The sequence below is a fragment of the Rhizobium sp. CFBP 8762 genome (genome assembly GCF_014841565.1).
Taxonomy (GTDB): Bacteria; Pseudomonadota; Alphaproteobacteria; order Rhizobiales; family Rhizobiaceae; genus CFBP-8762.
In genome coordinates this window covers 491,906-516,838 of sequence record NZ_JACYUD010000001.1, presented here as the reverse complement: position 1 = coordinate 516,838, position 24,933 = coordinate 491,906, and the positions used below count along the sequence as shown (strand labels likewise).

General features: G+C 57.6%; 26 protein-coding genes. 10 read left to right on the top strand and 16 right to left on the bottom strand.

The window, feature by feature from the left end:
- Positions 1 to 65 precede the first annotated feature (65 nt).
- Positions 66 to 1,994, bottom strand: a complete 1,929-nt coding sequence (locus tag IFT84_RS02450) for a methyl-accepting chemotaxis protein (protein WP_192117041.1) — start codon at positions 1,992 to 1,994, stop codon at positions 66 to 68.
- Between the two features lie 401 nt (positions 1,995 to 2,395).
- On the opposite strand from IFT84_RS02450, the gene IFT84_RS02445 reads away from it, so the two are divergent.
- Entirely contained in the window at positions 2,396 to 3,967 is a 1,572-nt protein-coding gene (locus IFT84_RS02445; RefSeq protein ID WP_192117568.1) for a Ppx/GppA phosphatase family protein, read from the top strand.
- Positions 3,964 to 4,749 (top strand): RlmE family RNA methyltransferase, encoded by a 786-nt coding sequence (locus IFT84_RS02440; protein ID WP_192117040.1) that lies wholly within the window; start codon positions 3,964 to 3,966, stop codon positions 4,747 to 4,749. Before IFT84_RS02445 ends, IFT84_RS02440 begins: the two co-directional genes overlap by 4 nt.
- A 65-nt stretch (positions 4,750 to 4,814) precedes the next feature.
- Here the strand turns inward: IFT84_RS02440 and IFT84_RS02435 are convergent, their stop codons facing one another.
- Positions 4,815 to 6,221: a DHA2 family efflux MFS transporter permease subunit gene (locus IFT84_RS02435; RefSeq protein ID WP_192117039.1), complete on the bottom strand. Its 1,407-nt coding sequence runs from the start codon at positions 6,219 to 6,221 to the stop codon at positions 4,815 to 4,817.
- A gap of 327 nt (positions 6,222 to 6,548) precedes the next feature.
- Between IFT84_RS02435 and IFT84_RS02430 the strand changes: the two genes are divergently transcribed.
- Positions 6,549 to 7,535, top strand: a complete 987-nt coding sequence (locus IFT84_RS02430; RefSeq protein WP_192117038.1) for an MBL fold metallo-hydrolase — start codon at positions 6,549 to 6,551, stop codon at positions 7,533 to 7,535.
- Positions 7,536 to 7,537: 2 nt separating this feature from the next.
- Here the strand turns inward: IFT84_RS02430 and IFT84_RS02425 are convergent, their stop codons facing one another.
- Together IFT84_RS02425 and IFT84_RS02420 are read right to left on the bottom strand one after the other, a co-directional pair.
- Positions 7,538 to 8,383 (bottom strand): EamA family transporter, encoded by an 846-nt coding sequence (locus IFT84_RS02425; protein ID WP_192117037.1) that lies wholly within the window; start codon positions 8,381 to 8,383, stop codon positions 7,538 to 7,540.
- A 7-nt stretch (positions 8,384 to 8,390) separates the two neighbouring features.
- A complete protein-coding gene (locus tag IFT84_RS02420; protein ID WP_192117036.1) occupies positions 8,391 to 9,002 on the bottom strand; it encodes a nitroreductase family protein in 612 nt (203 codons plus the stop codon).
- A gap of 107 nt (positions 9,003 to 9,109) precedes the next feature.
- Between IFT84_RS02420 and IFT84_RS02415 the strand changes: the two genes are divergently transcribed.
- Positions 9,110 to 10,000: a LysR family transcriptional regulator gene (locus tag IFT84_RS02415; RefSeq protein WP_192117035.1), complete on the top strand. Its 891-nt coding sequence runs from the start codon at positions 9,110 to 9,112 to the stop codon at positions 9,998 to 10,000.
- Between the two features lie 126 nt (positions 10,001 to 10,126).
- Here IFT84_RS02415 and katA read toward each other — a convergent pair whose 3' ends face one another.
- Positions 10,127 to 11,611: a catalase KatA gene (gene katA, locus IFT84_RS02410; RefSeq protein WP_192117034.1), complete on the bottom strand. Its 1,485-nt coding sequence runs from the start codon at positions 11,609 to 11,611 to the stop codon at positions 10,127 to 10,129.
- 131 nt (positions 11,612 to 11,742) lie between these two features.
- Between katA and IFT84_RS02405 the strand changes: the two genes are divergently transcribed.
- Positions 11,743 to 12,651: a hydrogen peroxide-inducible genes activator gene (locus IFT84_RS02405; RefSeq protein ID WP_192117033.1), complete on the top strand. Its 909-nt coding sequence runs from the start codon at positions 11,743 to 11,745 to the stop codon at positions 12,649 to 12,651.
- Positions 12,652 to 12,654: 3 nt separating this feature from the next.
- On the opposite strand, the gene IFT84_RS02400 is transcribed toward IFT84_RS02405, so the two are convergent.
- The 4 genes from IFT84_RS02400 to IFT84_RS02385 form a co-directional block, all read right to left on the bottom strand.
- Positions 12,655 to 12,981: a YnfA family protein gene (locus IFT84_RS02400; RefSeq protein ID WP_192117567.1), complete on the bottom strand. Its 327-nt coding sequence runs from the start codon at positions 12,979 to 12,981 to the stop codon at positions 12,655 to 12,657.
- Positions 12,981 to 13,394 carry an MAPEG family protein gene (locus IFT84_RS02395; RefSeq protein WP_197975412.1) on the bottom strand — a complete coding sequence of 138 codons (414 nt, stop codon included), beginning with the start codon at positions 13,392 to 13,394 and terminating at the stop codon, positions 12,981 to 12,983. Before IFT84_RS02395 ends, IFT84_RS02400 begins: the two co-directional genes overlap by 1 nt.
- Before the next feature lie 48 nt (positions 13,395 to 13,442).
- Positions 13,443 to 14,939 (bottom strand): IMP dehydrogenase, encoded by a 1,497-nt coding sequence (gene guaB / locus IFT84_RS02390; RefSeq protein ID WP_192117032.1) that lies wholly within the window; start codon positions 14,937 to 14,939, stop codon positions 13,443 to 13,445.
- Positions 14,940 to 15,110: 171 nt separating this feature from the next.
- Positions 15,111 to 16,061: a LysR substrate-binding domain-containing protein gene (locus tag IFT84_RS02385; protein WP_192117031.1), complete on the bottom strand. Its 951-nt coding sequence runs from the start codon at positions 16,059 to 16,061 to the stop codon at positions 15,111 to 15,113.
- 126 nt (positions 16,062 to 16,187) lie between these two features.
- Between IFT84_RS02385 and IFT84_RS02380 the strand changes: the two genes are divergently transcribed.
- Complete coding sequence (locus tag IFT84_RS02380) at positions 16,188 to 16,448, top strand: hypothetical protein (protein ID WP_192117030.1); 261 nt, start codon at positions 16,188 to 16,190, stop codon at positions 16,446 to 16,448.
- A 122-nt stretch (positions 16,449 to 16,570) separates the two neighbouring features.
- On the opposite strand, the gene IFT84_RS02375 is transcribed toward IFT84_RS02380, so the two are convergent.
- The 5 genes from IFT84_RS02375 to IFT84_RS02355 all read right to left on the bottom strand — a co-directional run bounded on the left by IFT84_RS02375 (position 16,571) and on the right by IFT84_RS02355 (position 21,799).
- Positions 16,571 to 17,944: a glutamate--cysteine ligase gene (locus tag IFT84_RS02375; protein ID WP_192117029.1), complete on the bottom strand. Its 1,374-nt coding sequence runs from the start codon at positions 17,942 to 17,944 to the stop codon at positions 16,571 to 16,573.
- A gap of 112 nt (positions 17,945 to 18,056) precedes the next feature.
- Complete coding sequence (locus IFT84_RS02370; RefSeq protein WP_192117028.1) at positions 18,057 to 18,794, bottom strand: 16S rRNA (uracil(1498)-N(3))-methyltransferase; 738 nt, start codon at positions 18,792 to 18,794, stop codon at positions 18,057 to 18,059.
- A gap of 6 nt (positions 18,795 to 18,800) precedes the next feature.
- Positions 18,801 to 20,294: an inorganic phosphate transporter gene (locus IFT84_RS02365; RefSeq protein WP_446737570.1), complete on the bottom strand. Its 1,494-nt coding sequence runs from the start codon at positions 20,292 to 20,294 to the stop codon at positions 18,801 to 18,803.
- Between the two features lie 169 nt (positions 20,295 to 20,463).
- Complete coding sequence (locus IFT84_RS02360) at positions 20,464 to 20,964, bottom strand: NUDIX hydrolase (protein ID WP_192117026.1); 501 nt, start codon at positions 20,962 to 20,964, stop codon at positions 20,464 to 20,466.
- Between the two features lie 100 nt (positions 20,965 to 21,064).
- Complete coding sequence (locus IFT84_RS02355; protein WP_244651083.1) at positions 21,065 to 21,799, bottom strand: L,D-transpeptidase; 735 nt, start codon at positions 21,797 to 21,799, stop codon at positions 21,065 to 21,067.
- 173 nt (positions 21,800 to 21,972) lie between these two features.
- On the opposite strand from IFT84_RS02355, the gene IFT84_RS02350 reads away from it, so the two are divergent.
- From IFT84_RS02350 to IFT84_RS02335, 4 genes are all read left to right on the top strand, one after another.
- Positions 21,973 to 22,608, top strand: coding sequence for a DNA-3-methyladenine glycosylase I (locus IFT84_RS02350; RefSeq protein WP_192117024.1), 636 nt, complete (start codon positions 21,973 to 21,975; stop codon positions 22,606 to 22,608).
- A gap of 2 nt (positions 22,609 to 22,610) precedes the next feature.
- On the top strand, positions 22,611 to 22,886 hold the full coding sequence (locus IFT84_RS02345) for a DUF4160 domain-containing protein (protein ID WP_192117023.1): 276 nt from the start codon (positions 22,611 to 22,613) through the stop codon (positions 22,884 to 22,886).
- 179 nt (positions 22,887 to 23,065) lie between these two features.
- A complete protein-coding gene (locus IFT84_RS02340) occupies positions 23,066 to 23,620 on the top strand; it encodes a hypothetical protein (RefSeq protein ID WP_192117022.1) in 555 nt (184 codons plus the stop codon).
- 283 nt (positions 23,621 to 23,903) lie between these two features.
- Positions 23,904 to 24,152, top strand: a complete 249-nt coding sequence (locus IFT84_RS02335) for a DUF2442 domain-containing protein (RefSeq protein WP_192117021.1) — start codon at positions 23,904 to 23,906, stop codon at positions 24,150 to 24,152.
- A gap of 41 nt (positions 24,153 to 24,193) precedes the next feature.
- Here IFT84_RS02335 and copM read toward each other — a convergent pair whose 3' ends face one another.
- Positions 24,194 to 24,565 carry a CopM family metallochaperone gene (copM, locus tag IFT84_RS02330; protein WP_192117020.1) on the bottom strand — a complete coding sequence of 124 codons (372 nt, stop codon included), beginning with the start codon at positions 24,563 to 24,565 and terminating at the stop codon, positions 24,194 to 24,196.
- A 44-nt stretch (positions 24,566 to 24,609) separates the two neighbouring features.
- Positions 24,610 to 24,933, bottom strand: a complete 324-nt coding sequence (locus IFT84_RS02325) for a hypothetical protein (RefSeq protein WP_192117019.1) — start codon at positions 24,931 to 24,933, stop codon at positions 24,610 to 24,612.

The window sequence follows — 24,933 nt, the reverse complement described above, 5'->3', positions numbered from 1 at the left end:
ATGAGAAAAAGCAACGCACTCACGCATAGATTGTTCCCCCGTCAGTCCCGATGTCAGCCGGAACGCTAGAATGCCTCCCATCCATCCGAAACCGCTGCCCCAGATCCGGTAAAGGCGGTCGCGACTTGTCGTCCCAAAGCTCTGGCGGGAGACGGGGATCGACGTGAGGAAGACGACGTGGCCCGAGGCATGGAATTGTTGCGCATCTGGCCAAGTTTGAATTGCGACAAAAGCGCATTCAGTTCCGCTGCCTGTTGGGCCAGACCATGGCTGGATGCGCTGGTTTGCTCCACCATGGCCGCATTCTGCTGCGTGCCCTGATCCATGGTGTTGACTGCCGTGTTGATCTCCTGAAGCCCGGTGGACTGCTCACGCGCCGCGTCAACAATCGCATTGACGTGGACGTTGATTTCCTTGACCTCGTCGACGATCATGGTCAGGGCCTTGCCGGTCTCGTCGACAAGCGTGACACCGGAACGCACCTGCTCGCTGGAGGCATTGATCAGTGCCTTGATTTCCTTGGCAGCGCTGGCGGAGCGCTGGGCGAGCTCACGAACCTCCTGTGCAACCACAGCGAAACCTTTGCCGGCATCGCCCGCGCGGGCCGCTTCCACGCCCGCATTGAGCGCCAGAAGGTTGGTTTGAAACGCAATGTCATCAATCACACCAATAATATTACCGATTTCCGACGAGGACTTTTCGATGTCGCGCATGGCAGAGACGGCGTTGCGCACAACAGCACCGGATTTCTCCGCCGCTTCGCGGGTTTTGGAAACCAGCAGACCGGCTTCTTCCGCGCGGCGCGTGGAGTCCTTCACGGTCGTGGTAATCTCTTCCAGCGCTGCCGCGGTTTCCTCGACGGATGCGGCCTGCTGCTCCGTGCGCTTCGACAGATCGTCGGACGCAGACCGGATTTCAGATGCCCCTGCATCAATGGCTGCCGCATTTTCACCCACAGCGGCCAAGGCTGTCTGCAACTTGCTCAGGGACGAGTTGAAGTTGTCACGCAGGACATCAAGGTGCGGAACGAACGGCGTTTCAATACGGTGCTCAAGGTTGCCATCGGCCAGTTGCGTCAGGCCGCCGGCAAGCGCGTCAACGGTATGCTGTATCTCCGCCTTTTCCCTTAAGCGCTGTTGCTCAGTCGCTTCGCGGTCTTTCTCCCGAGCCGCCCGCGCTTCGGCTGCTTCCCTGCCGAGCCGCTCCCGCTCGATGGCATTGGCGCGGAAGGTCGATGCCGTTGCGGCCATCTGGCCGACCTCATCCTTGCGGTTGATGCCGTAGATTTCCAGAGCCGTGTCCCCATCGGCCAGTTTCGCCATATATTCTCTGAGATTGGCAATGGGGCGCGTGATACCATAAGTCACGATCACGACGCTCAGTGTCATACTGGCAATCAGTGCCACCAGCATGAGGACCGCTGTCACCATGATGGCATTATCCGTCTTCTTAGACAAACTATCGGATTCATCCACCATTTCTGCCATCAAACTATCGTTCGCTTTGAACAGTTTGGGCAGAATAGCATTGATGTCCGCGGCCACGCTCTTAACGGCCGCCGAAGCTTCACCCTGTCTGCCCTGATTGGACAGCGAGATGACACGTGCAGCTCTGGGCTCCAGCTTATCCATCAACGCCTGCACTTCCGCAATAATGGGTTTGTACGCTGGGATCAGACTCTCCACTTTCGCAATGCGCTCTCGAACGAGTTTTCTGCTCATCTCGTAGTATTCGAGTGCATTCTTGTGATTGGTGGATCCCGGCTCGCTGATGACCATGGTGCTCAGCTGAAAACCGATCTGCACCAGATTTCCATTGGTGCGGGCATTGAGCACTGAGCCGAGGCTTTTGGTATTGATAAACTGTGTGTACTCGTTGTCCGCTTGCTTGAAGCGTGATCCGAGATAGAGCATGCATCCCGCTGAGATCAGGGACAGAATAAGAATAACGGAAATTGTTTTTGTTCTGATCTGGGTGTTCGCCAAGAACGACATGACCTGTTCCTAATGGTTTGCGCCCGCAAAAATGGGCTGACAGCGCCGACATGCAGGCAGTCGAACCTGAAACGGACGCGCTGAAACATCATAAATTGGAAATATGCCGTCATGGCACGATACGGCCTGATCGGCCCTGATATCGGATCATTGTTTTCGGCAGTTTAAATAGTGTTAAAACCTGATCGCATTTAAAAGAAAAGTCTAAAATGAAACACTATGCTTTCCGTTCCCTTAACGCGGTGCGAAGGCTCCTGCCAAATGCGTCATAAAAACAGTTGGTGAATCCCGGTCCCGCTGATAAAGTTGTTTCAACGAAAATCGAGAAGCGCCAGCAGCGGCTAGGTATAGATTCGCGCGGCGCATTGGATACGAATGTGAGAGACCCCGACAACGGCGAGATGCCGTCAGATCACGGGGCGTCGGCAACGAGTCATGGCGGTAGGCAGCAAAGCCACCGTCAGGGCCGGGGCGTGAAGAGCTTGGGCGAAACCTCGTCTTCACCTCCGCAAAGTGCCAGCCAATCCGGTGTGCCCGGTGCGGCAGGGCGTCCTTTATCCCCGCCATCCCATGTGGATGGCGACAAGGCTTCGCGCAAGCGCAAGCGGCGGCGACGTTCCAAAAAGGCTGCAGCAGGCGGTACAAGCACCGCTGCATCCGCGCAGGCGCAAGCCTCAGTTCCAGCCAGTCCTTCAGGTGACGGGCAGTCTGCCTCTGTTCGCAAGGCCAGAAAGAACCGCAACCGTAGAAGTCTGCAAGGCCGTCCGTTGGCAAAGACGGAAGCCCCCACACGCCAGCAACCCGCTGGCAAGAGTGAGACGCCCACTCCAGCCCCGGCACCGGCGAAGCATACGGACCATCGCCGCATATCGGACACGGACGCGCCAGCACCCCTCTATGCAGCGTTGGATCTTGGCACCAACAATTGCCGTTTGTTGATTGCGCAGCCGACCCGTCCCGGCCAGTTCCGGGTCGTGGATGCCTTTTCGCGCATCGTGCGGCTGGGCGAAGGGCTGGCGGCCAGTGGGCGCTTGTCACAGGATGCGATGGATCGATCCATAGAGGCGCTGAAAATCTGCGCGTCTAAACTGAAAGCTCGCAATATTCGACGACACCGGTTGATTGCAACCGAGGCCTGCCGCGCTGCCGAAAATGGCGAGGCGTTTCTGGAACGTGTGACGCTCGAAACCGGTCTGGAACTGGAAATCATCAACCGCGAAACCGAAGCGCGGCTGGCAGTGTCCGGCTGTGCATCACTGGTTGGCTATGATGCAAAATCGGTCGTGCTGTTCGATATCGGCGGTGGTTCGTCGGAAATCGCGGTCATTCGCATCGGTGCCAATCGCTCCGGGCGGCTGGCAAACCACATTACGCACTGGACCTCGCTGCCGGTGGGCGTTGTCACGTTGTCCGAGCGTCATGGCGGCAAGGACGTCACACCTGAAAGCTTTGCCGCTATGGTGGCCGAAGTAGAGGGGATGCTGGCAAGCTTCCAGTCACCCGCCATCGACGTTTTGACCGAAGGCAATGCGGCGCAAGGGTTTCACCTGATCGGCACATCGGGCACGGTCACGACCCTTGCGGGCGTTCATCTCGATCTGCCACGCTATGATCGCCGCCGTGTGGACGGTGTCTGGTTGAGCGATGACGAGGTGACGGCCATGCAATCGCGCCTGCTCTCGTGGAACTTCACCGAGCGCGCCGCCAATCCCTGCATTGGGCCTGATAGAGCCGATCTGGTGCTGGCGGGCTGCGCGATCCTTGAAGCCATCCGCAAGCGCTGGCCCTCGACACGTATGCGCGTGGCTGACCGTGGCTTGCGTGAAGGCCTGCTAACGGACATGATGGCCGACGATGGAGCGTGGCGGCAACGCCGCCAGCGCAGACACAACAACAGTCAACACAGCACCCATGGCGGACATAGTTCCACGATACAGAATGCGTCTGGTAAAGGCGAAGGAAGACACGAATGACGAAACCGCCTATCGGCGCCAGCCGAACCGGCCGCAAGCTCGGCCAGAAGGTCAAGAAGGGCAAGCTCAAGGCGTCCTCGCGCCGCTGGATCGAGCGTCACATCAACGACCCCTATGTGCAGCGCGCGAAGCTGGAAGGCTATCGCTCACGCGCGGTATTCAAGCTTCTGGAAATTGACGAGAAGCACAAGATTCTATCGGGTGCCAGGCGCATTATCGATCTTGGTGCAGCGCCGGGCGGCTGGTCGCAGATTGCAGCGAAGGTTACCGATTCCACCGATGCCGACCCCAAGGTTGCCGCCATCGACTTTCTGGAAATGGACCCGATCCCCGGCGTGCATTTTCTACAAATGGACTTTTTGAATGACGATGCGCCGCGCCTGTTGATGGAGGCTGTGGGCGGGGTGCCGGATGTGGTGATGTCTGACATGGCGGCACCGACGACCGGCCACCGGCAGACCGACCATTTGCGCACCATGCACCTGTGTGAAGTTGCAGCCCATTTTGCCGTGGATGTGCTGGCAGAGGGCGGCCATTTTCTGGCGAAGACCTTTCAGGGTGGCACCGAGCGTGAACTGCTGAACATGCTGAAGCAGCATTTCAAACAGGTTATTCACGTCAAACCGGATTCGTCGCGCGCAGAATCAGTCGAGATGTTCTTGCTGGCCAAGGGCTTCAAGGGCCGCTCCAAGACGCCGTTTTGGCATGAGAATGCCAGCCCTGATGCAGAACTGACCATGGAAGAAATCTATGCTCGGGCGCAGGCAGACCACGACGACTAAAGCATAATCCGACCGGAGCGAAGCGAAGATCGATAAGGTTATGCTTTAGCATAATTGCTCTAAGGTTATACTGACGTGGTGTGCACTTGGCTGACCGGAACCTTGTAGCCGGACACGGCCGATCCGGCATTCTTCGCCATGGCGATGAACGGGATTACCGCGCCCAGCGTCAAAACCGATACGATGATGAACGCCATCTGGAAATCAGCGAGGCCCAGTGTGGTGCCGGTCAGACTCGTGCTCAGTTCCAGAATGGCGGCAGCGACCGAAACCCCCAGCGCCAGACTGATCTGCTGAATGACTGCACTCATCGAGGTTGCGCTGCTGGCCTGACCGTCCGGGATATCGGCGAAGGACAAGGCATTGACACCGGTGAAAAAGAACGACCGCGCAAATCCGGCGATCAACAGCACCATGATCATCACCAGATAGGGTGTTTGCGGCGTGAAAAAGCCGTTGATGCCTGTCATGATCGCACCCACGACACAGGCGACAATCAAGGTGCTGCGAAAGCCGACCTTGGCAAACACACGCCGGGCGAAGAACTTGGTGATGATGGCACCCACGGCACCGGAAAAGGTGATCATGCCCGATTGGAACGGGTTGAGGCCAAACCCCACTTGCAACATCAGCGGTGTCAGAAACGGTACCGCACCCACAGAGATACGAAATAGCGTCCCACCAATGGATGCGGCGCGAAACGCGGAATCCTTGAACAGGTTCAGATCGAGAAGCGGCGCTGCGTGATGGCGTGCATGGCGTACATAAAGCACGGTGCTGATAACGCCTATCATCATGGCACTGAGGCCGATGACCGGCGGCAAAGCGGGCAAGCTCATGACTGACAAGCCGAAGACGATGCCAGCGGCGGCGAACGCCGTTAGCAGAAATCCACGCACATCCAGCGGCGGTGGCGCGATGGCTTCCATTTCAGGCAAATACAGTCCCGAAAGAATATAGCCGACAATGCCCACCGGCACGTTGATCAGAAAAATCCAGTGCCAGGAAAAGTAGGTGGTGATAAAGCCGCCAAGTGGAGGCCCTGCAAGCGGCCCAACCAGCGCCGGGATTGTCAGGAGCGCCATGGCCGAGACGAGATCGCTGCGTTTGGTTGAGCGAACCAGAACCAGTCGGGCCACCGGCGTCATCATTGCGCCGCCCATGCCCTGCAGGAAACGCGACAGGATAAAGCTCACCAGTCCGCTGGAGACAGCGCACGCAACCGAACCCGCGATGAACACCAGAATTGCCAGACGGAAAATCTTCTTGGCACCGAACCGATCCGCCATCCAACCGCTCAACGGTATGAAGATGGCCAGCGACACCATGTAGGCAGTCAAAGCCAGCTTCAGCGTGATTGGCCCTACGCCCAGATCATGGGCGATAGCGGGAAGGGATGTGGCGATAACGGTGGAGTCCATCTGCTCCATGAAAAGAGCGACGGCAAGGATCAGCGGTACAATGCGGTTCATCAATCAGTGCCTTTAGAGCATAATCCGACCGGAGCGGAGAGAGGATCGACAAGATTATGCTTTCAGTTAGAGCATAATCCGACCGGAGCGAAGCGAGGATCGACAAGATTATGCTTTCAGTTGAAGAGTTTAGAGCGCCGATCTGATCAGATCAAATCGGCGCTCCAACACAAACACCAACCGGGATGCTGTGCCTTGAAATGCGTCGATAAGCCCTACTTAGTGCAGTATTGCCACGTGGCCATCACACTTTGGTGAATGTTATGTTCCGGGCGGTGTTTCTGCACTAGTGTTAAAGCCCAATCAACGCGGACCAAAGGGTGCCCCATGACAACGTTGTCCCGACGAACCTTGTTTGCCACTGCCGGAGCCACCGCCATGGCCGTGCCGTTTCTCATGAATCCCGCCGGCGCCGCGACGTCTGATCCGGCGCATCCCGCACCGTCTCCAAAGGATGTTCATATTTACCCGTTCAAACTCGGTGATTTCAAAATCACTGTCATCAGCGATGGCATTCGCGCCTCTGACAAGCCCGAGGAAACCTTCGGCACTAACCAGAAGCCCGAGGCGGTCGCCGATCTGTTGAAGGCAAACTTCTTGCCGACCAACCGCTACGTCAACGGCTTTTCTCCCGTGTTGATCGATACCGGTACGGACGTTGTTCTGTTTGACACCGGAATGGGTGAAGGTGGCCGCGCCAATGGCATGGGCAAATTGCTCGATGGACTGGCGCTTGCGGGTTACACACCGGACCGGGTAACGCTCGTCGTGCTGACCCATTTGCACGGAGACCACATTGGCGGCCTGATGGAAGCGGGCAAGCCCACATTCCCCACCGCGCGCTATCTGACCGGTCAGATCGAATACGACTTCTGGACCGACCCGGCCCGCGTCGGCACGCCTGCCGAAGGCAACCACAAACAGGTTTTGACCAAGGTGGTGCCGCTCAAGAACAAGTTTGCGTTTATTGGCAATGGCGCGGAAGTGGTGCCAGGCATTGTTGCCATGCTGGCCGCTGGTCATACACCCGGCCACATGGTGTTTCATGTCGCCAGCGGCGGCAAAAAGGTGGTGCTAACCGCCGATACCGCTAACCATTATGTTCTGTCGTTACAGCGTCCGGATTGGGAAGTGCGTTTCGACATGGACAAGGCCATGGCCGCTGAAACGCGCCGCAAAATCTTCGATGCCATCGCGCTGGAACGTGTGCCGTTCATCGGCTACCACATGCCGTTTCCATCAATCGGCTATGCGGAGAAAAGCGGCGAAGGCTACCGCTTTGTGCCGGTGACCTATCAGTTCGAGGCGGAATAAGGTTATGAATTCAGTTGTGCAAGTGCAATGCTAAGAAAGATAATGGCCATTCCTCCGAGTTGGACAGCCGTGAGGGATTGGCCGAGAAAAATCCAACCTAGCATTGTTGCCGACACAGGACTTAGAAATCCCAACGAAGAGACCGCTATCGGCGTAAGCCGTATGACACCCCGAAACCAGAGAACGTAGGTTAGTCCGCCTCCTACAAGCCCAAGATACGCTAACGCTGCAATTTGTGGCAAAGTCGGTATCGGAAACGGTGGTTCCAGAGCAAGAGCAACCGGAAGCAGCAGCATTCCTCCCGCTGTCATTTGCCATGCCGTCAGTGTCAAAGGTGGAACCGGTGCCTTCCAGTAGCGCGCCAGCACTGTGCCTCCGGCCATGGACAAAGTTCCGCCAAAAGCGGCTGCGATCCCCACCGGGTCCAGCACCATGCGTGGCGCGGCCAGGATCAGTCCGACGCCTGCAATTCCTGCAAATGCCGACAGGAAGGCCATGGGCTGCAAACGTGCCGTTCCTGCTAGGCGCCCCAGAAGAAGAACGATCAAAGGTTGGACGGAACCAAGTGTCGCCGCGACACCTCCGGGTAGCCTGTATGCAGCAACAAACAGGAGAATCCAGAATATAGAAAAATTCAGTGCACCAAGCGCAAGTGAACGAAGCCACCACACGCCCTGGGGAAGGCGCCGCACCATAATGAGGAGCAACAGTCCGGCTGGAAGAGCTCGGATCATCGCTACGGTGATCGGATAGCCTGTGGGTAAAAACTGCGTTGTGATAATGTATGTGCTTCCCCAAATTATCGGGGCGATTGCTGCAAGAGCGGTGTCCATTTTGCGATTGGTCATCTCAACTCTACAAAATCGTCAAAATTGTCTCTGCAGGCAGTCTCGTCTTCTGCCGATCTGGGCCCGCAGGGTAACCCACTGCGACCAGAAGAACGGGTATATTGTCCGATGTCAGCCCAAACTCCTGCGCCACCCTCTCGGCCTCAAATCCAACAATCGGGCAAGAGCCCAGCCCTTTGGCTTGTGCGGCCAACATAAGCGCGAAAGCGGCAAAACTTGCCGATCGCACCGCCTCATCACGTTGTAATGTCGCTTCACCGGCATAAAAACGTTCCGCTGCAACCACCCAGTTTTGGGCTGCGGCTTCCGTTATCTGTCCAGCCTCAACGGATGGTAACAAGCGGTCGTACAGCAGCCTATGATCAGGCAAGGTTCCACATAGGATGAAAACAACTGCTGCCTGCCCGATTTTCTCCTGCCCAAAGGAGACCGCCTGAAGCCGCTCCTTGGCTCCCGCAGAGAGCACCGCGATAAACTGCCAGTTTTGCATATTGAACGCGGTTGGCGCGGTACATGCCAATCGCACTAATTCCCTGATATCCGCCTCGCAGATGGTGCTTGGATCAAATGCATTGGCCGAGAATCGGGTTTCCAGCGCCTTGAGTATATTTGCAACCAAGAAAAAGTCCTCTTCTGAAGAGTTGAAGCTCGGAAGAGATTACACTGATCGCTAATATTCTTTAATCATTATATTTAAGATCATACTTTCAACTCACGGTTATCAATATGGATCATTTGGCATCGTTGCGCGTTTTCCGCCATGCGGTTGAGCTTGGTGGCTTTAGCGCAGCGGCACGCAAGCTTGGATTATCTCCCGCGGCAATCAGTAAATCCATCGGGGAACTGGAGCGGCATCTGTCCGTCCGCTTGCTGCACCGCACGACGCGACGTATGCACCTGACAGAGGCGGGACAACGCTATTATGACAGCATCCGCAACGTGCTTGATGGGTTAGAGGAAGCCGAACGAGCGCTGGATCCCTGCCATGATGGCCCTCGCGGTTTGCTGAGGATCGCGGCCCCATCAACGCTGATGGGATTTCTGCCGGAGATCATCCCCGCCTTCTTGAAGCGTTACCCTGACGTCTCCATTGACCTCGAATTAAGCGATCACAGGGTTGATGTTATCGGCGATGGCTTCGATTTGGCGATCCGGGGCAGGGACAACCTTGGAGATTCCAGTCTTATTGCTCGAAAGCTGATGACTTTAAAGCACGTTGTCTGCGCATCACCGGCATACTACGAAACTTACGGACGTCCTCTGTTGCCTGAGGATTTACGCGGGCATGATTGCATTCGTTTCACGGCATCGGGGCACATCAATGAATGGCGCTTTACCAAGGGTGCCAATGATGTAATCATTGAAGTCTCTGGCAGATACCGCGTTTCCTCAAGCGTTGCGGTGCGTCATGCGTTGAGGGCAGGGTTTGGCATCAGCCTTATTCCAGAACTCTTTGTGCGCGACGATCTCGCCAGCGGAGCGTTGAAACCGGTTTTGAGCGACTGGTCACCGGTTCGCACTGAAGTCTACGTGGTTTACCCCTCGCGCCAATATCTACCTGCCAAGGTGCGGGCTTTTATCGATTTCCTGTTCAGCAGCCTGGAGCATTTCCAGTGAAAACGGAGTCGTTGTAACGACTGGACAATCCGACAAATAAAGGATGTAGAGCATTTCCGGTGAACCCGTGTTCACCGGAAATGCTCTAGAGACAAGAAAGGGCCGGTAAACCGGCCCTTTCTATCCTCACTCAGCCGCGAAGCTGATTGTGTCGGCCTCATAGCCGTGTGTGTTTTTCAGCGCGGCGCGAACACCGGCTTCGTATGCGGGGTGTACCAGCTTGAAATGAGCGAGCTGCCGCTCGATGATTTCGCCGGGAACACCGGGCATGGCGGCCGCGATGTTGGAGAAGAGACGGGCCTTCTGATCGGCATCGAAGAGTTCGAACAGAGCGCGGGGCTGGCTGTAATCGTCATTGCCTTCGCGGTGGTTAAAGCGGTCCATATTGCCGTCGATCCGCAGTGGCGGTTCCTTGGCAGACGGTTGCTCAACCGGACCGTTAAACGAGTTTGGCTCGTAATAGGCATCCGGGTGACCGGTGCGAATGCCGCCAAATGTGTTCATCTGCCCATCGCGGTGGTAGTGGTGCACCGGGCATTTCGGCTGGTTGACCGGGATATGCTCATAATGCGTGCCGAGACGGTGGCGGTGTGCATCCGCATAGGAGAACACGCGCGCCTGCAACATCTTGTCGGGTGAGAAGCCGATGCCAGGGACAATGTTGGACGGCGAGAACGCAGCGTTCTCGATTTCCGCAAAGTAGTTTTCCGGGTTGCGGTTCAGTTCCAGCACGCCGATTTCGATCGGCGGATAGTCTGCATGCGGCCAGACCTTGGTCAGGTCGAACGGATTGTAGGATGTTTTTTCCGCATCCATTTCCGGCATGATCTGCACCTGAACGGTCCAGCGCGGATAGTTACCATCCTCAATCGAGCCGTACAGGGCTTCCTGGTAGCTTTCGCGCGTCTTGCCGATCACGCCTTCGGCTTCCTCGTTCGTGTAGAACTTGTGGCCGTGCTGGGTTTTGAAGTGGAACTTCACCCAATAGCGCTCGCCCGCATCGTTCCAGAACGAGAAAGTGTGTGAGCCATAGCCGTTCATGTGCAACGGCGAGGTTGGACAGCCGCGGTCCGACATCAAAATGGTGATCTGGTGCAGGCTCTCAGGCGACAGAGACCAGAAATCCCACATGGCAGTGGCAGAGCGCAGGTTCGTCTTCGGATGGCGCTTCTGGGTATGGATAAAGTCCGGGAACTTGTAGGGGTCACGCACGAAGAACACGGGCGTGTTGTTGCCAACCAGATCCCAGTTGCCTTCCGATGTGTAGAACTTCAGCGCAAAACCGCGCACGTCGCGCTCGGCATCCGCCGCGCCCTGCTCACCGGCAACGGTGGAAAAGCGGGCCAGCATCGGTGTTTCCGCGCCCGGCTGCAAAGCCTTGGCCTTGGTAAAGCGGGAGATATCGCCGGTAATTTTCAGCGTACCATAAGCACCCCAGCCTTTGGCGTGAACGGCGCGCTCGGGAATACGCTCGCGGTTCTGGTGCGCCAGCTTCTCAATCAGCTGGTAATCCTGCAGCATCACGCCACCGCGTGGGCCAGCCGTCAGCGTGTTCTGGTTGTCCGGCACGGGCGCGCCAGCGGTGGTGGTCATAATGGGACGATCTGACATATGTCCTCCTTTTTTCAAGTCCAACTGTTAGGAGCACTCCAAGTCTGGAATGTTTCTAAAGGGCTTTCTCTCATTCCGCTTTCATAATTTCCAATTGTATTTTTTGAATTAATTGATAGGTTTATCCTATCATGTTGACGCTGAAACAAATGCGATATTTCGATGCTCTGGCGATTGCGGGCCATTTTGGCCGGGCTGCTGAACTGGTCAATGTCAGTCAGCCAGCGTTATCGGCGCAAATTGCCGAGATGGAACGCGAATTGAATCTGACACTGGCTGAACGCAGCCGGGGACAGCCGATTCTGACGCGGGAAGGGGAGGCCTTGCTGCCCAAAATCCGCGCGATATTGGCGAGTGTCGATCAGCTGTATCAGGATGCGCAATCGGCAACCGGCGTGCTGGAGGGACGTCTGCGGCTGGGCATTATCCCCACCGTTGCACCGTATCTGGTGCCGGTGTTGATACCCGTGCTGCGTGACCGGTTCCCCAAGCTGAATGTGGAACTGAAAGAATTGATGACGCAGGCCTGTCTGGATGAGGTGCGCGCCGGACGTCTGGATTGCGCCATCATCGCTCTGCCACGCGAGCGCCATGGGCTGAGCAGCCGCCATCTGTTCGAGGACCGCTTCATGATTGCCAGCGCCGACGATGACAGCACCGTGCTTCTCTCGCCGGTTACGGAAGCGGATGTGGACATGGAACGGCTTCTGCTTTTGGAAGAGGGGCACTGCCTGCGCGATCAGGCGCTTGCGGTGTGTGGGGCCAATGCCGGACGGAGGGTAGCAAATTATGGCGCGACGTCCATGGCAACCTTGTTGCAGATGGTCAGCCACGGCATGGGCATCACCCTTATTCCGGAAATTGCCGTGCGTGATGAACGTAGCCGCAATCGGATGCGGATCGTTCCCTTTGCCGATCCTCAGCCATCCCGCCAGATCGGCATGGTCTGGCGCGATACCAACACGACCGCCAACCGCGATATGACGGCGTTTGCCGATGTGATCGTAGAAAGCGCGCAACCTCTGCTGAACGCTGCGTAACCCTCATACCGTTCGGGGCGCCAGCAGGATGATACCGGCACCGATCAGGCAGAGGATGGCGCCGCCAATATCGAAGCGGTCCGGTTGCTGCTTTTCGACCAGCCAGAGCCACACCAGCGACGCGCAGATATAGACACCGCCGTAAGCGGCAAAGGCACGGCCTGCGTTGTCGCTGTCCACCAGCGTCAACAGGGTGGCAAAGGCTATGAGGCTTGCCACGCCCGGCACCAGCCATAAGGGCGATTTGTCCAGCCGCAGCCACGCCCAGAAGGCAAAGCATCCCCCGATTTCAGCCAGCGCGGCCCCGATATAAGCGACCAGCGTCAGCATCAGGCTGATAGGAGATGGATGATCAGCCAGATCCACAGAGCAGCATTCAGGAAAAAACCGACCATGAACAGACGCTGGCGCCGCATCAGCCGGTTGGATGTAACGTGCACAAAGGCATGAACGCCACGACTGATGACAAACGCCCATGCCAGCAACAGCACGACATAATTGACGCCATTGGTCAGGTGCAGGCACAGCGCCACGACGTAGAACAATACCGGCAGTTCAAACTGATTGATGAGACTGCGGGCCGCAGTCGCACTGGCGGCGGGGTCTTGATGGGGAATGGTGTAGTCGCTCGGCTTTGCTGCCCCTTCACGCACGGCACCAAAGCGCCGCTTGCCCAGGATGTAATAGATGACATACGTCAGCGTAGCCTGTGCAATGATGGGCCAGAATATTGCCGTGGACATATTGATCCCCTCAAAGAAACGCCGCCCGTGCGGGCGGCGATGAAAAGTTTAAGCGCCACCCGGATAGTTCGGGCTTTCACGCGTAATGGTCACATCATGCGCGTGGCTTTCGCGCAGGCCCGCGCCGGAAATGCGCACGAAAGTCGCCTTTTCCTGAAAATCCTTGATTGTTGCGCCACCGACATAGCCCATGGACGCCCGCAGGCCACCGGCCAACTGGTGCAGCACGCCGGAGACCGGGCCCTTGTACGGCACCTGACCTTCAATGCCTTCCGGCACCAGCTTCAACGTATCGCGCACCTCTGCCTGAAAGTACCGGTCCGCCGAACCGCGCGCCATGGCACCAACGGAGCCCATGCCGCGATAGGCCTTGAAGGACCGGCCCTGATACAGGAACACTTCGCCGGGGCTTTCATCCGTTCCGGCCAGCAATGAGCCGACCATGCTGGCAGAGGCGCCGGCGGCAATGGCCTTGGCCAGATCGCCGGAGAACTTGATGCCACCATCGGCAATCACGGGAATGTCCTGTTCTTGCGCGGCTTCCACAGCCGACATGATGGCCGCCAACTGCGGCACGCCCACACCGGCGACAATGCGCGTGGTGCAGATAGAGCCCGGGCCAATTCCCACCTTGACGGAATCCGCACCGGCATCGATCAGCGCTTTGGTGCCGCTGGCAGTTGCCACATTGCCAGCCATGATGCGCACCGAGTTCGACAGTTTCTTCACGCGGGTCACGGCATCCAGCACGCGCTGCGAATGGCCATGGGCCGTATCCACCACAATGAGGTCGACACCGGCTTCAATCAGTCGCTCGGCGCGCTCATAGCCATCGTCGCCCACGCTGATGGCGGCAGCGGCGCGCAGACGGCCCTGCGAATCCTTGGACGCATTCGGGTTCAACTGTGACTTTTCAATATCCTTGACGGTAATCAGCCCAACGCAGCGACCATTGGAATCCACCACCAGCAATTTCTCGATGCGATGATGATGCAGCAGACGCTTGGCCTCCTGCTGATCGACGCTTTCCTTGACCGTAATCAGGTTTTCACGCGTCATCAGTTCGTAGATTTTCTGGTTCGGATCGGAGGCAAACCGCACGTCGCGGTTGGTCAGAATGCCAACCAGGCGGCCCGGCTGATTGGTCGCGGCATTTTCAACCACCGGAATGCCGGAGATGCCATAGGCTTTCATCAGCGCCTTGGCGTCGGCCAGCGTCGCATCGGGGCCGATGGTCACGGGGTTGACGACCATGCCACTTTCGAACTTCTTGACCTGACGAACCTGCTCGGCCTGTTCGATGGGGGTCAGGTTGCGGTGGATAACGCCAATGCCGCCGGCCTGCGCCATGGCGATGGCCAGACGGCTTTCCGTGACCGTGTCCATGGCAGACGACAGAATCGGCAGGTTCAGCTCAATGTCCTGCGCAATGCGCGTGGAGATATTGGTCTGGCCGGGCATGACATCGGAGTGGCCGGGCTGCAGCAGCACGTCATCGAAGGTCAAGGCCTCCAGTCCGGTGGGAGTTTCGATAATACGCGCCATGGCCAATTCCCTTCAGAATATAAAGTGGTCGCCGGGACAAGAGGTGCGCTCAGAGGCCCGGTGAAACTACAGAAAGGCTCTGTAGAAAAATAAGGAGTTGACGAGGGCTGCTACCACGGAAAACCGGACTTGGGAAGTGGTGCGCTGCGGAAAGGTAAATCTTATATCACCTTACCAGCCGCTTAACGCCCCCACCTGCAACAGGCGCGGGTAGCGGCCAAGCGTCTTGGTGTCCTTATCCAGATCCTCGTTCAAAACGACCGGGGTTATGTTGTCGAGGCAGGCGGTGATGTGGTTGGTGATGGCCGATGTCAGCGACGGTGACAGGCCCGGACGTTTCATGATGCCGATCTGAACAGGGGCCAGCGGCGGAAACCCATCCGCATGGGTCAGCACTTTCATACCCGGTCGCAACGCTGATTCCGGCATGACGCCAACGGCCATGCCTGCCAGAACCGCCGAAGCGATGACGGTTGCAGACCAGCTGGTAAACAGCACCTGATAATCACGGCCCACCGCATCCAGACCCGACGTCGCCACCTGGCGCCACTGGCAGTCCCGGCGTCCGACAGCCAACGGCACCGGCACATTCTCGCGCAAGGGATAGTTGACCGAGCAGACCCAGCACAGCGGCTCGGTGCGCACCACTTCCGAAGCACGGGAACCGGGATTGTGCGTGACCAGTGCAATGTCAAGATCTCCGCGCGCCATGCGCTGGGCGAGGTCCGATGACGGTTCGCATTCGATGAACAGCTCCACATTGGGATGGCTTTTGGCAAACCGAACAATGATTTCGGGCATGTAGCGGTCAGCATAGTCATCTGGCGTGCCAATGCGCAGCGTGCCTTCCAGCCGGTTATCGTCAAAGGCTGCAATGGCCTCACTGTTAAGGCGAATCATCCGGCGGGCGTAGTTCAGAAGCTTTTCGCCCTCTGGGGTCAGCCGGTTTCCGCGCCCGTCCTTGACGAACAGCGGCTTTCCGATGCGCTCCTCCAACCGGCGCATCTGCATGGAAACCGCCGATTGCGTCTTGAACACACGGTCTGCCGCGCGGGTAAAACTACCGGTATCGGCAATGGCGACGAAGGTGTGCAACTGATCAATATCAAGATGGGCGGTCATTGGTCTCATCCATGAAAGAGCTTGATGAATATCATTAGAAACATTCGTTGGACTGATCAATGCGAAATTGCGAGAAAGATCGCGAAGCCAGCCTGAGTGGAAGTCGGCCAAAGAGGGAGAGATGCCATGCATGCCGTCAGCAAAACAACGCACTGGTCCGTCTCCGGAACAATCCGGGGTGCAATCGGGTATCTCGCGTTTCTGCGTCGCACCCTGCGTGATCGCAAAGACCTGCAGACACTGCTTGACGCATCGGATGCCCACTTGCTGGATATCGGAATTTCTCGTGCGGACGTACGAAACGCACTGAATCTGCCCTTGTCGCATCCCGCCGGACGTGATCTGTCTTATGCTGCCTTGCAGCGGTCTCGTAAAAATACAGGATGATCGCGAGAGGACAGAGTTCAGGAATCCCCGCAGGGTAAATGCCAATAGCCCTGCCACTTGCCCGATGTGCAGCCGTTCAATGGAGCGGACGCACATCGGGCTTTTTTAATGGAGGAAATGCTCTAGTACTGGTATTCGGAGAAAATCGGCTCAACCGACTCGTTCCACCGGCCATGGTAGAGCGACAACAACTCTTCCGCCAAAGATGCTTTTTTCGCCAGCACCTCATCGAGCGGCGCCAGAAAATGGCTTTCATCCACGCCTTCGCCATTCAGGCGGTTGCGCGCTTTCAGGCCGGCGCGGGAGATATCAACGACGCTTCGCGCAACGCTCATTAGCGACTGACCGCGCCAGTCCGCGCTCAGGCCCTGCGCAGGTACGGCATTGCGAAGGCTCACGACCTCGTCAAAAGTCCAGTCACGGGTCAGGTCTTCCGCCGCATCCAGCGCCGTATCGTCATAGAGCAATCCCACCCAAAAAGCGGGAAGGGCACAGATGCGCCGCCATGGTCCGCCATCGGCACCGCGCATTTCCAGAAAACGCTTCAGCCGCACATCGGGAAACAGGGTGGACAGATGGTTGGTCCAGTCGCCCATATTGGGCTGCCAGTCCGCCAGTTCACCCTTGAGCGCGCCATTCATGAATTGGCGAAACGTCACATGGGTGCAATCGTGGTATCGGTCCTCGCGCACCACGAAATACATGGGAACGTCCAAAGCCCATTCCACATAATCGGCAAAGCCGAAATCGGGCTTGAAGATAAAGGGCAGAACACCGGAACGCTGATTATCAGTATCGCGCCAGATATCGCCGCGCCAGCTTTGCAGCCCGTTCGGCTTGCCATCGCTGAAGGGGGAAGAGGCAAACAGGGCAGTCGCCAGCGGTTGCAGCTTCAAGGATACCTGCATTTTGCGGCGCATATCGATTTCAGACGAAAAATCGAGGTTCACCTGAATGGTACAGGTGCGGTACATCATGTCCAGCCCCTGCGTGCCAACCTTCGGCATGTAGCGCGTCATGATATCGTAACGGGATTTCGGCATGCGCGGCGTCTCGTCGAAGTGCCATTTCGGGCTGCCGCCGATGCCAAGGAAACGAATGCCCAGAGGCTCTGCCACCTCCCGCAGGGTTGCCAGATGCTGGTTGGATTCCCGGCAGGTTTCATGCAGCGTTTCGAGCGGCGCGCCGGAAAGCTCGAACTGGCCGCCGGGCTCCAGCGAAATCGCGCCTTGGCCGTGGGGTTCCGCCAAGCCGATGATGTTGCCCGCGTCAATGATCGGCTCCCAGCCGGTTTTCTCCTGCATGCCGTTCAACAGCGCGGAAATGCTGGCTTCACCTTCATAAGGAACAGGGCTGTTATCCGCCGCAAAAAACACGAATTTTTCATGCTCTGTGCCGATACGAAACTTGTCGCGCGGTTTGTTGCCGCCTGCGAGATAATCCTCAAGATCCGCGACGGAGGTAATCGGGGTCTGGTCTGTCGTATCTCTGGCCATGGCTTCTCTTCCGCGACACGCTTTAGGGGTCTGCTGATTGAACCGGATTTCCACCCGGCGCAAGTGGTTTAGATTGAAACAGCATCAAAAATATTGAACCGGCGTTCGGCTCTCACGCCCAGTCTCCCAGTGTGGCTTGCACCACAGCCATCGCCGCCACCGCTGCCGTATCGGCCCGCAGAATGCGGGGCCCGAGTGGAATGGGGGTGACGAAAGGCAGGCTGCGCAGATGCTCCCGCTCGGCTTGCGAAAATCCCCCTTCCGGGCCAATCAGCAGCGCCAGCTTGCGCTCGGATATGTCTTTAAGAACGGGAAGTGGATTTTGTCCGGCTTCGCTCTCGTCACAAAACACGATGCGGCGCTCGGCTGGCCACCTCTCCAGAAGGTCCATCAGCTTTTGCGGCTCGTGAACCCTGGGGATGGAGAGAATGCCGCACTGTTCGGCTGCCTCGATCACATTGGCTTCCAGCCGTTCCAGACTGGTAATGCGTCCCTGCACATGCTGCGTCATGACCGGCTGCAAGACGCCAGCGCCCATTTCCACGGCCTTCTGCACCAGATAATCCAGCCGTCCGACCTTCAAGGGGGCGAACAGGTAGTGCAGATCGGGCACCGGGGTTTGTGCGCGGGTCTGCTCTACCAATATCAGTTGAATGCGTTTGCGTGTCGCAAATGTCAGGTTTGCCTGCCACTCGCCATCACGCCCGTTAAACACCAGAACGGGGTCGCCCTCGCCAAATCGCAGGACATTGGCAAGGTAGTTGACCTGTTCCTTTGTGGCCTCGATTGCGGCGCCTGCGTGCAACGGCTGATCGATAAAAAGACGTTGCAGTCTGAAATTGGCACGCATGAAACCTCACATGAAAAACAGCGACAGAAGCAGAAATACCCCGGCAGACAGCAGAGCGGAGACCGGTACGGTAACGACCCAGGCCGCAACAATGGTCATGAAGTGCGACCGCCGGACCAGATAGCGGCGTCGGGACTCATCACGATTACGGTCGACCTCACCATTCTGCATGTTGCCGGACACCTGGTTGAGACGCCGCGCCCGGGCCATATACCATTCCCGGAAAAAGCCGATGCCAAACACCGCGCCGACCGCAATATGGGTGGAACTCACCGGAAGCCCGAGCCAGGACGCGACGATAACCGTTGTGGAGGCCGACAATACCACGCAAAAAGCCCGCACCGGATTGAGGCGGGTGATGTCCTCACCCACCAGACGGATAAGCTTTGGCCCGAACAGCATCAACCCCAGCGAAATGCCGAACGCGCCAATCAGCGTGACCCAGAACGGCGTCGAAGCCAGATCGGTTATCTCCATATCCTGTGCCGCGCGGACGATGCCGGACAGTGGACCGATGGCATTGGACACATCATTGGCCCCATGCGCAAAGGACATCAGCGCCGCCGCAAAAATCAGCGGGATGCGAAACAGGGTGCGCAGGGACTGGTTTCTGTTGTCAAGGCCAATGGCCTGTCGGCGCACCATCGGACGGCATACGAGGTAGAGGATGAATGCGCTGACGAAGCCCGCACCCAGTGCAGACGGCGGGTCGAGCCTGATTTTGGCCCATGGACCGTGTCCTACTCCCAGCGTAGTAAGGTAGGCAACAAATGCTCCGCCCATCGCCGCCAGCAGCACCGGTACCCATTGCCGGGCAGCGGCCACCTTGTCCTCGCGGTTCTGAATGACCACCTTGATAAAATACAGAAAGGCTGCCGCCAGCGCGCCACCAATCAGCGGTGTAAACACCCAGCCAAGAGCGATCACGGCAATGGACGCCCAGTTGACCGTATCGGCACCGGACGCCGCAATGCCTGCACCGATAACCCCGCCAACAATCGAGTGTGTGGTCGATACCGGCACATTGGCCCAGGTCGCCAGATTGATCCAGAGAGCGGACGACAACAGCGCCGCCAGCATTGCCCAGGCGAACACATTGGCGCTTGGCATCGTGGCATCGATAAGAATGCCGGACTCGATGGTGGTGACGACCTCGCCGCCGCCGATGACTGCGCCCAGAATTTCGAAGATCGCCGCAATGACCAGAGCAGTGGTCATGGTCATGGCCTTGGCACCGACAGCGGCACCCACATTGTTGTTCACATCGTTGGCGCCGATGTTCATCGCCATATAGCCGGCCAGCGCCGCACCGGCGATAACCAGCGCCGCGCCCGGCGTTCCCAACGCAAAACTGGCCGCGATCATGGCGGCCAGTACCATGAAGACGAAGCCGAAGCCCAAGCCCACCCAGCCGCGCAGCAGGGACAGGATGGCCTGTTCGCGCAGCGATAACTTGTCGAGATCCTTATCCAGGGTCGTTTTTTCTCGGGGAGCGCGCAGTGCTGGGGTTCCTGGTCTTGAGCGAAGCGTTTCAGGCAATCTACAGCGTGACGATTGAATCTGAAAGATCGCGATCCGCTTTAGCGGGTGCGAAAATGGCATGACGACAAGCTTGATGAATGTCAGCAATCGTCCTTGAGCCGGATGTTTGCGACCTGGTGGGAAAAGGTTAGCCTTTACCCGCAGACTGCACGGTCGGCACCGGCGTCGTTCGGTTCGAATAGTCGAGGATCAGCTTTCGAAGGCCCGGTTCATTGACCAGCCCGGCGGCGTCCTCGGGAGAAAACCACTCGAGCCGACGCACGCCTTTTTCCTTGAATGAATGAAGGTGCGATTTGACCAGAAGACTGTAGACCTGCACCTTGCAATCAATGGCAAACCCTTCCAGCGCCTTGCGATAGTAAAATTCGCCAATAGATTTGGGGTCGACCGAGCCTTTGACACCGGCTTCTTCCTGTGCCTCCTGCGCTGCTGCCTCATGCGCGGTCAGGTTCTTCATGGGCCAACCCTTGGGTATGACCCAGCGCCCGGTATCCCGGCTGGTAATCAGAAGGATTTCCAGTGCGCCATCGCGCTTGGAAAAGCGGTAGCAGAGCGCCGCATACTGCGTCCATGCAGGGCGGCGGAACATCAAATGGACGTTGGAGGCAAGGCGGTTGATCAGTTTCAAGGTGGAGTGGGAGCCTTTCTGGCAAATCAGTGAAGATGCATCATAAGAGCATGTCCACTGTCTGCATAGGCTCCGAATCCGGTAATATGATGGTGTGAGCTCAGATCACAATCACTTTGGCTCCCACAGGAACACGCTCGTATAGATCCACTACATCTTCATTGCGCATACGAATGCATCCGGAGGAGACGGCTGAACCAATGGTCCAGGGCGCGTTGGTGCCGTGAATGCGGTAGAGGGTTGAGCCGAGATACAAAGCGCGTGCGCCCAAGGGGTTGGCCGGGCCGCCATCCATCCGCACCGGCAGAAACTTGCCCTTCTTTGCTTCGCGCGCCCGCATTTCCGCCGGTGGCGTCCATGTTGGCCACTCCGCCTTGCGGGTGACCCTATGGGCACCGGCCCACTCGAAGCCGGGCTTGCCGACGCCCACGCCATAGCGCTTTGCCTGCCCATTGCCGGTGACAAGGTACAGAAAGCGCGTGTTGGTATCGATGATCACGGTGCCGGGCTGATGACCACTATCATAGTCAACCATTTGCGGCAGAAACTGCGGCTCAATGGCGGTGGGCCGCACCTGGCGCGGCTGCGCAAATGCCTGCTGCACGACCACCTGACGACGAACGACAGGCTGCCCGGCTCTTTGTTGCACAACCTGTCTGCGAACGACGACCCGTGGCTGGGCGTCCCGGTAGACGACCCGCGCTTTTGGCTGGCCGCCTAGCTGCATCAGCCAGGGCGCAGTCAGATCCGGGCTGACAACGATTGGCGGACGGTTGGCGTAGCGGTCGTTGGCGTGCGCGGGCAGTGTGCCCCCAAGGGCGATAGCAAGCACCATTACCGTTTTGGTCAGGGAAAAACGTTTGATCATATCTCAAGCCCTCGCAGTCGGATGTGGTGCACATCCTTGCAGCAATCGGCAAGGGAAAGGTAAATTTCGGTGGCGCTTCGCAAGCGGCGTTCTATAAACCCGGTGACAGGGTTAGCTATATGTTAAGGTGGGGAAGCAGGATGGACATCGCGGGCATATCGACCGGGCCGGATGGTCGCGACCGGTGCTTCTGGCAAGGCGGCCTTGCCGATTACATTCGCTATCACGACGAGGAGTGGGGACGCCCCGTTACGTACGATACACGTCTGTTTGAAAAGATTTGCCTGGAAGGGTTCCAGTCCGGCCTGTCGTGGCTGACGATCCTGCGCAAGCGCGAAAACTTCCGTGCGGCCTTTGCCGGTTTCGACATTGACGCGGTCGCTGCCTTTACCGATGAGGATATCAGCCGCTGCCTGGCCGATGCAGGCATTGTGCGCCATCGCGGCAAGATCGTTTCCACCGTCAACAATGCTCGTTGCGCGCAGGCCTTGCGCGCCGAGTTCGGCTCACTGGCGCGCTATTTCTGGAGCCACGAGCCGAGTGAGGCTGAGCGCCCGAAGGTGGTGGATTACCCGACGCTGATTGCCAACCCCACCACGCCGACCTCAACCGCCCTGTCCAAAGACCTCAAAAAGCGCGGCTGGACCTTCGTCGGCCCCACCACGGTCTATGCGTTCATGCAGGCCATGGGCCTCGTTAACGATCATATCGAAGGCTGCTGCTGCCGGGCGGGGGTGGAGACGTTACGGCGAGAGTTCATCCGACCGGGGCAGTAGAAATGCCTGTCATCCTTCGCGTCAACGAATATGTGTTTTTCTTTTACTCCAACGAAGGCGACCCGCGCGAACCCATCCATGTCCATGCGCGCGGTGGGGGCGGAGAAGCAAAAATCTGGCTTGAACCCACGGTGTCGCTGGATCAAAGCAAGGGCTTCAATACGCGGCAGCTTGCTGATATGGTGCGAAAACGCGCGAAGCAAAATTCAGGCGCGAAATTCCAACTTTTGTTGGGATTTTTGCGACCACTAGGGAAAAGCGGGAGAGTGATGGCGTGAGAATGTCGGTGGGAAGGCTTACGAAGTTAGCCGGTCTCGGCGCATTATTCGTCATAGCCTCTGCTTCGCTTCTCTTTGCGTATTCATACCCCGTCGCCGCCGCTGTTGTTTGTCCCAGTTGCTACGGGATGGAGCGGGTTCATTCCCATCTTATCGTTGACAAGGGGATGCCCGATGCGATGCGAAGGCAGCTCCAGACCGACGCTGAGCAGGCCGCATCGGTGGTGAGTTCCTATTACGGGACGTTTGAGCGCCAGCCCATTCTGGTCGGCTGCTCGACCGAAGAATGCGATTGGAACATCGGTGGGCGTGGTGCCTACGCAATCACCATATCGACCCCTGTTGCAACGATCCTTCGGCTTTCGCCGCGCGGCCTGTCTCCTACGATCCTCGCTCATGAGTTCTCGCACGTCGAACTGCAACGCAGGATCGGCACGAGAGCGCAGCTCACCGGCGCGTTCCCGACATGGTTTGATGAAGGTATCGCCGTTTTGGTCTCCGATGACGACCGTTATCTCAAACCGGGACGCACGGCGTCGGAACGATGCATCCGGAACACCGAAGGTCCATTACCAATCACCCCTTTTGAGTGGAGTGCAATCGCGGGAGGCGATCATATGATTTATGCGGACACGGTGTGCCGGGTGCTGCACTGGATGGATGGGAACGGCGGGCGTGACGGAGTGCTGCAAGCCATCGCGGCTGTAGCCGAGGGCGCAGTTTTCCAACCTTGAGCCGTCTTGTCGCGGAAATCCTGACTTTTCACTGGAAGGATTATGAGTCGGCATCGTGCGCAAATTCGTGTCGCAAATGTCAGTTGCAAAAGGCCGGCTGGAGGGGGTGACTTTCGCGACAGTGTTTTGCCTATCATTACTTTTGGGTATGCCCTATAGAGACGTTTCATTTACAAATTTAGTCGACATTCGATAGGTGTTAGCGGATTGATTCCAACATTTGGTGCCCACGTCTGCATGATCATCGCTACATCAAACCGGATGAAGCTCATAGAAGCGTGGCATGAGCATTTCGGCAACTGAACTGCGTTTTGATGATCATACGATGTGGGTCGCGTTGGATGATGGCCGAACCATAGGAATTCCTCTGGTGTGGTTTCCCCGGTTGCACGCTGCCACGTCTTTGCAACGTATGGACTACGAGATCAGCCCTTACGGCCTCCACTGGGAGATGCTGGACGAGGATATTTCGATACAAGGCTTGCTGGATGGTCGTTCCGACCAAACAGAAAGACGGTCCTCAGCCGCCTGACCCGCCGCACCATTTGGCGCGGCGAGCCGGATCGCTAATCGTTACTTCTCGTTTTTACCAAGCCAATCCTTCATCATGGCGATCTCGGCTTCCTGGGCGGTGATGACTTCTTCGGCGACTTTGCGCATCTCTTCATTCTTGCCGTATTGCAACTCAACCTTGGCCATATCGATTGCACCCTGATGGTGTGCGATCATGCCTTTGGCGAAATCGACATCGGCATTGCCGCTGAACGCGATGTCCATGCCCTTGTGCATTGCCGCATTGGCCTCGGCAAATGCTGTGCTCGATGGTCCGCTATCGCCTTTGGGGGCAGCCATAGTCATCTTTGAATGGTCCATCTCCTGCGCAAAGGACACTGTCGACAGGCTAAAAACTGCCGCATATGCGGCCACGATGAGTGTACGAGACATCTCTCTTCTCCTTTTGGGTTTTTCAGTGATCGAACGGGCGTCGATCAGCTCTTGGGAGGTGGAGACGGCGGGGCGTTGATGTGGCTGACGAACGCTGGCTCTGTTGCCGCTGTCAAAGTTTCCGGCTCGTGTGCGGGGCGCGATGACAAAATCGTCTCGGCCAGAACGGCAAAGCAGGCGGAACAGAGCATTGGATGCATGGTGTGCGCCGGTTTGGCATCACAGTTCGAGGCGCAATGCGGCATCCCCTCCCCATGCTGTTCATGCATGGAGATCATCCGGCTCGTATGCTCGGTTGCAGCCATGACCGGCAAAAACCCGAGAAACAGGCTGGAAACCAGCATTGTGATGATCGAAAAGATCCGCAT

Coding starts and splice junctions, on each gene's coding strand:
- IFT84_RS02325 (WP_192117019.1), bottom strand. CDS start 24,933: ATGCGGATCTTTTCGATCATCACAATGCTGGTTTCCAGCCTGTTTCTC.
- IFT84_RS02425 (WP_192117037.1), bottom strand. CDS start 8,383: ATGACCAATCGCAAAATGGACACCGCTCTTGCAGCAATCGCCCCGATA.
- IFT84_RS02345 (WP_192117023.1), top strand. CDS start 22,611: ATGCCTGTCATCCTTCGCGTCAACGAATATGTGTTTTTCTTTTACTCC.
- IFT84_RS02415 (WP_192117035.1), top strand. CDS start 9,110: ATGGATCATTTGGCATCGTTGCGCGTTTTCCGCCATGCGGTTGAGCTT.
- IFT84_RS02385 (WP_192117031.1), bottom strand. CDS start 16,061: ATGACCGCCCATCTTGATATTGATCAGTTGCACACCTTCGTCGCCATT.
- IFT84_RS02400 (WP_192117567.1), bottom strand. CDS start 12,981: ATGCTGACGCTGGTCGCTTATATCGGGGCCGCGCTGGCTGAAATCGGG.
- IFT84_RS02395 (WP_197975412.1), bottom strand. CDS start 13,394: ATGTCCACGGCAATATTCTGGCCCATCATTGCACAGGCTACGCTGACG.
- katA (WP_192117034.1), bottom strand. CDS start 11,611: ATGTCAGATCGTCCCATTATGACCACCACCGCTGGCGCGCCCGTGCCG.
- IFT84_RS02355 (WP_244651083.1), bottom strand. CDS start 21,799: ATGGTGCTTGCTATCGCCCTTGGGGGCACACTGCCCGCGCACGCCAAC.
- IFT84_RS02375 (WP_192117029.1), bottom strand. CDS start 17,944: ATGGCCAGAGATACGACAGACCAGACCCCGATTACCTCCGTCGCGGAT.
- IFT84_RS02445 (WP_192117568.1), top strand. CDS start 2,396: ATGCCGTCAGATCACGGGGCGTCGGCAACGAGTCATGGCGGTAGGCAG.
- IFT84_RS02380 (WP_192117030.1), top strand. CDS start 16,188: ATGCATGCCGTCAGCAAAACAACGCACTGGTCCGTCTCCGGAACAATC.
- IFT84_RS02335 (WP_192117021.1), top strand. CDS start 23,904: ATGAGCATTTCGGCAACTGAACTGCGTTTTGATGATCATACGATGTGG.
- IFT84_RS02450 (WP_192117041.1), bottom strand. CDS start 1,994: ATGTCGTTCTTGGCGAACACCCAGATCAGAACAAAAACAATTTCCGTT.
- IFT84_RS02340 (WP_192117022.1), top strand. CDS start 23,066: ATGCGAAGGCAGCTCCAGACCGACGCTGAGCAGGCCGCATCGGTGGTG.
- IFT84_RS02435 (WP_192117039.1), bottom strand. CDS start 6,221: ATGAACCGCATTGTACCGCTGATCCTTGCCGTCGCTCTTTTCATGGAG.
- IFT84_RS02440 (WP_192117040.1), top strand. CDS start 3,964: ATGACGAAACCGCCTATCGGCGCCAGCCGAACCGGCCGCAAGCTCGGC.
- guaB (WP_192117032.1), bottom strand. CDS start 14,939: ATGGCGCGTATTATCGAAACTCCCACCGGACTGGAGGCCTTGACCTTC.
- IFT84_RS02405 (WP_192117033.1), top strand. CDS start 11,743: ATGTTGACGCTGAAACAAATGCGATATTTCGATGCTCTGGCGATTGCG.
- IFT84_RS02370 (WP_192117028.1), bottom strand. CDS start 18,794: ATGCGTGCCAATTTCAGACTGCAACGTCTTTTTATCGATCAGCCGTTG.
- IFT84_RS02430 (WP_192117038.1), top strand. CDS start 6,549: ATGACAACGTTGTCCCGACGAACCTTGTTTGCCACTGCCGGAGCCACC.
- IFT84_RS02350 (WP_192117024.1), top strand. CDS start 21,973: ATGGACATCGCGGGCATATCGACCGGGCCGGATGGTCGCGACCGGTGC.
- copM (WP_192117020.1), bottom strand. CDS start 24,565: ATGTCTCGTACACTCATCGTGGCCGCATATGCGGCAGTTTTTAGCCTG.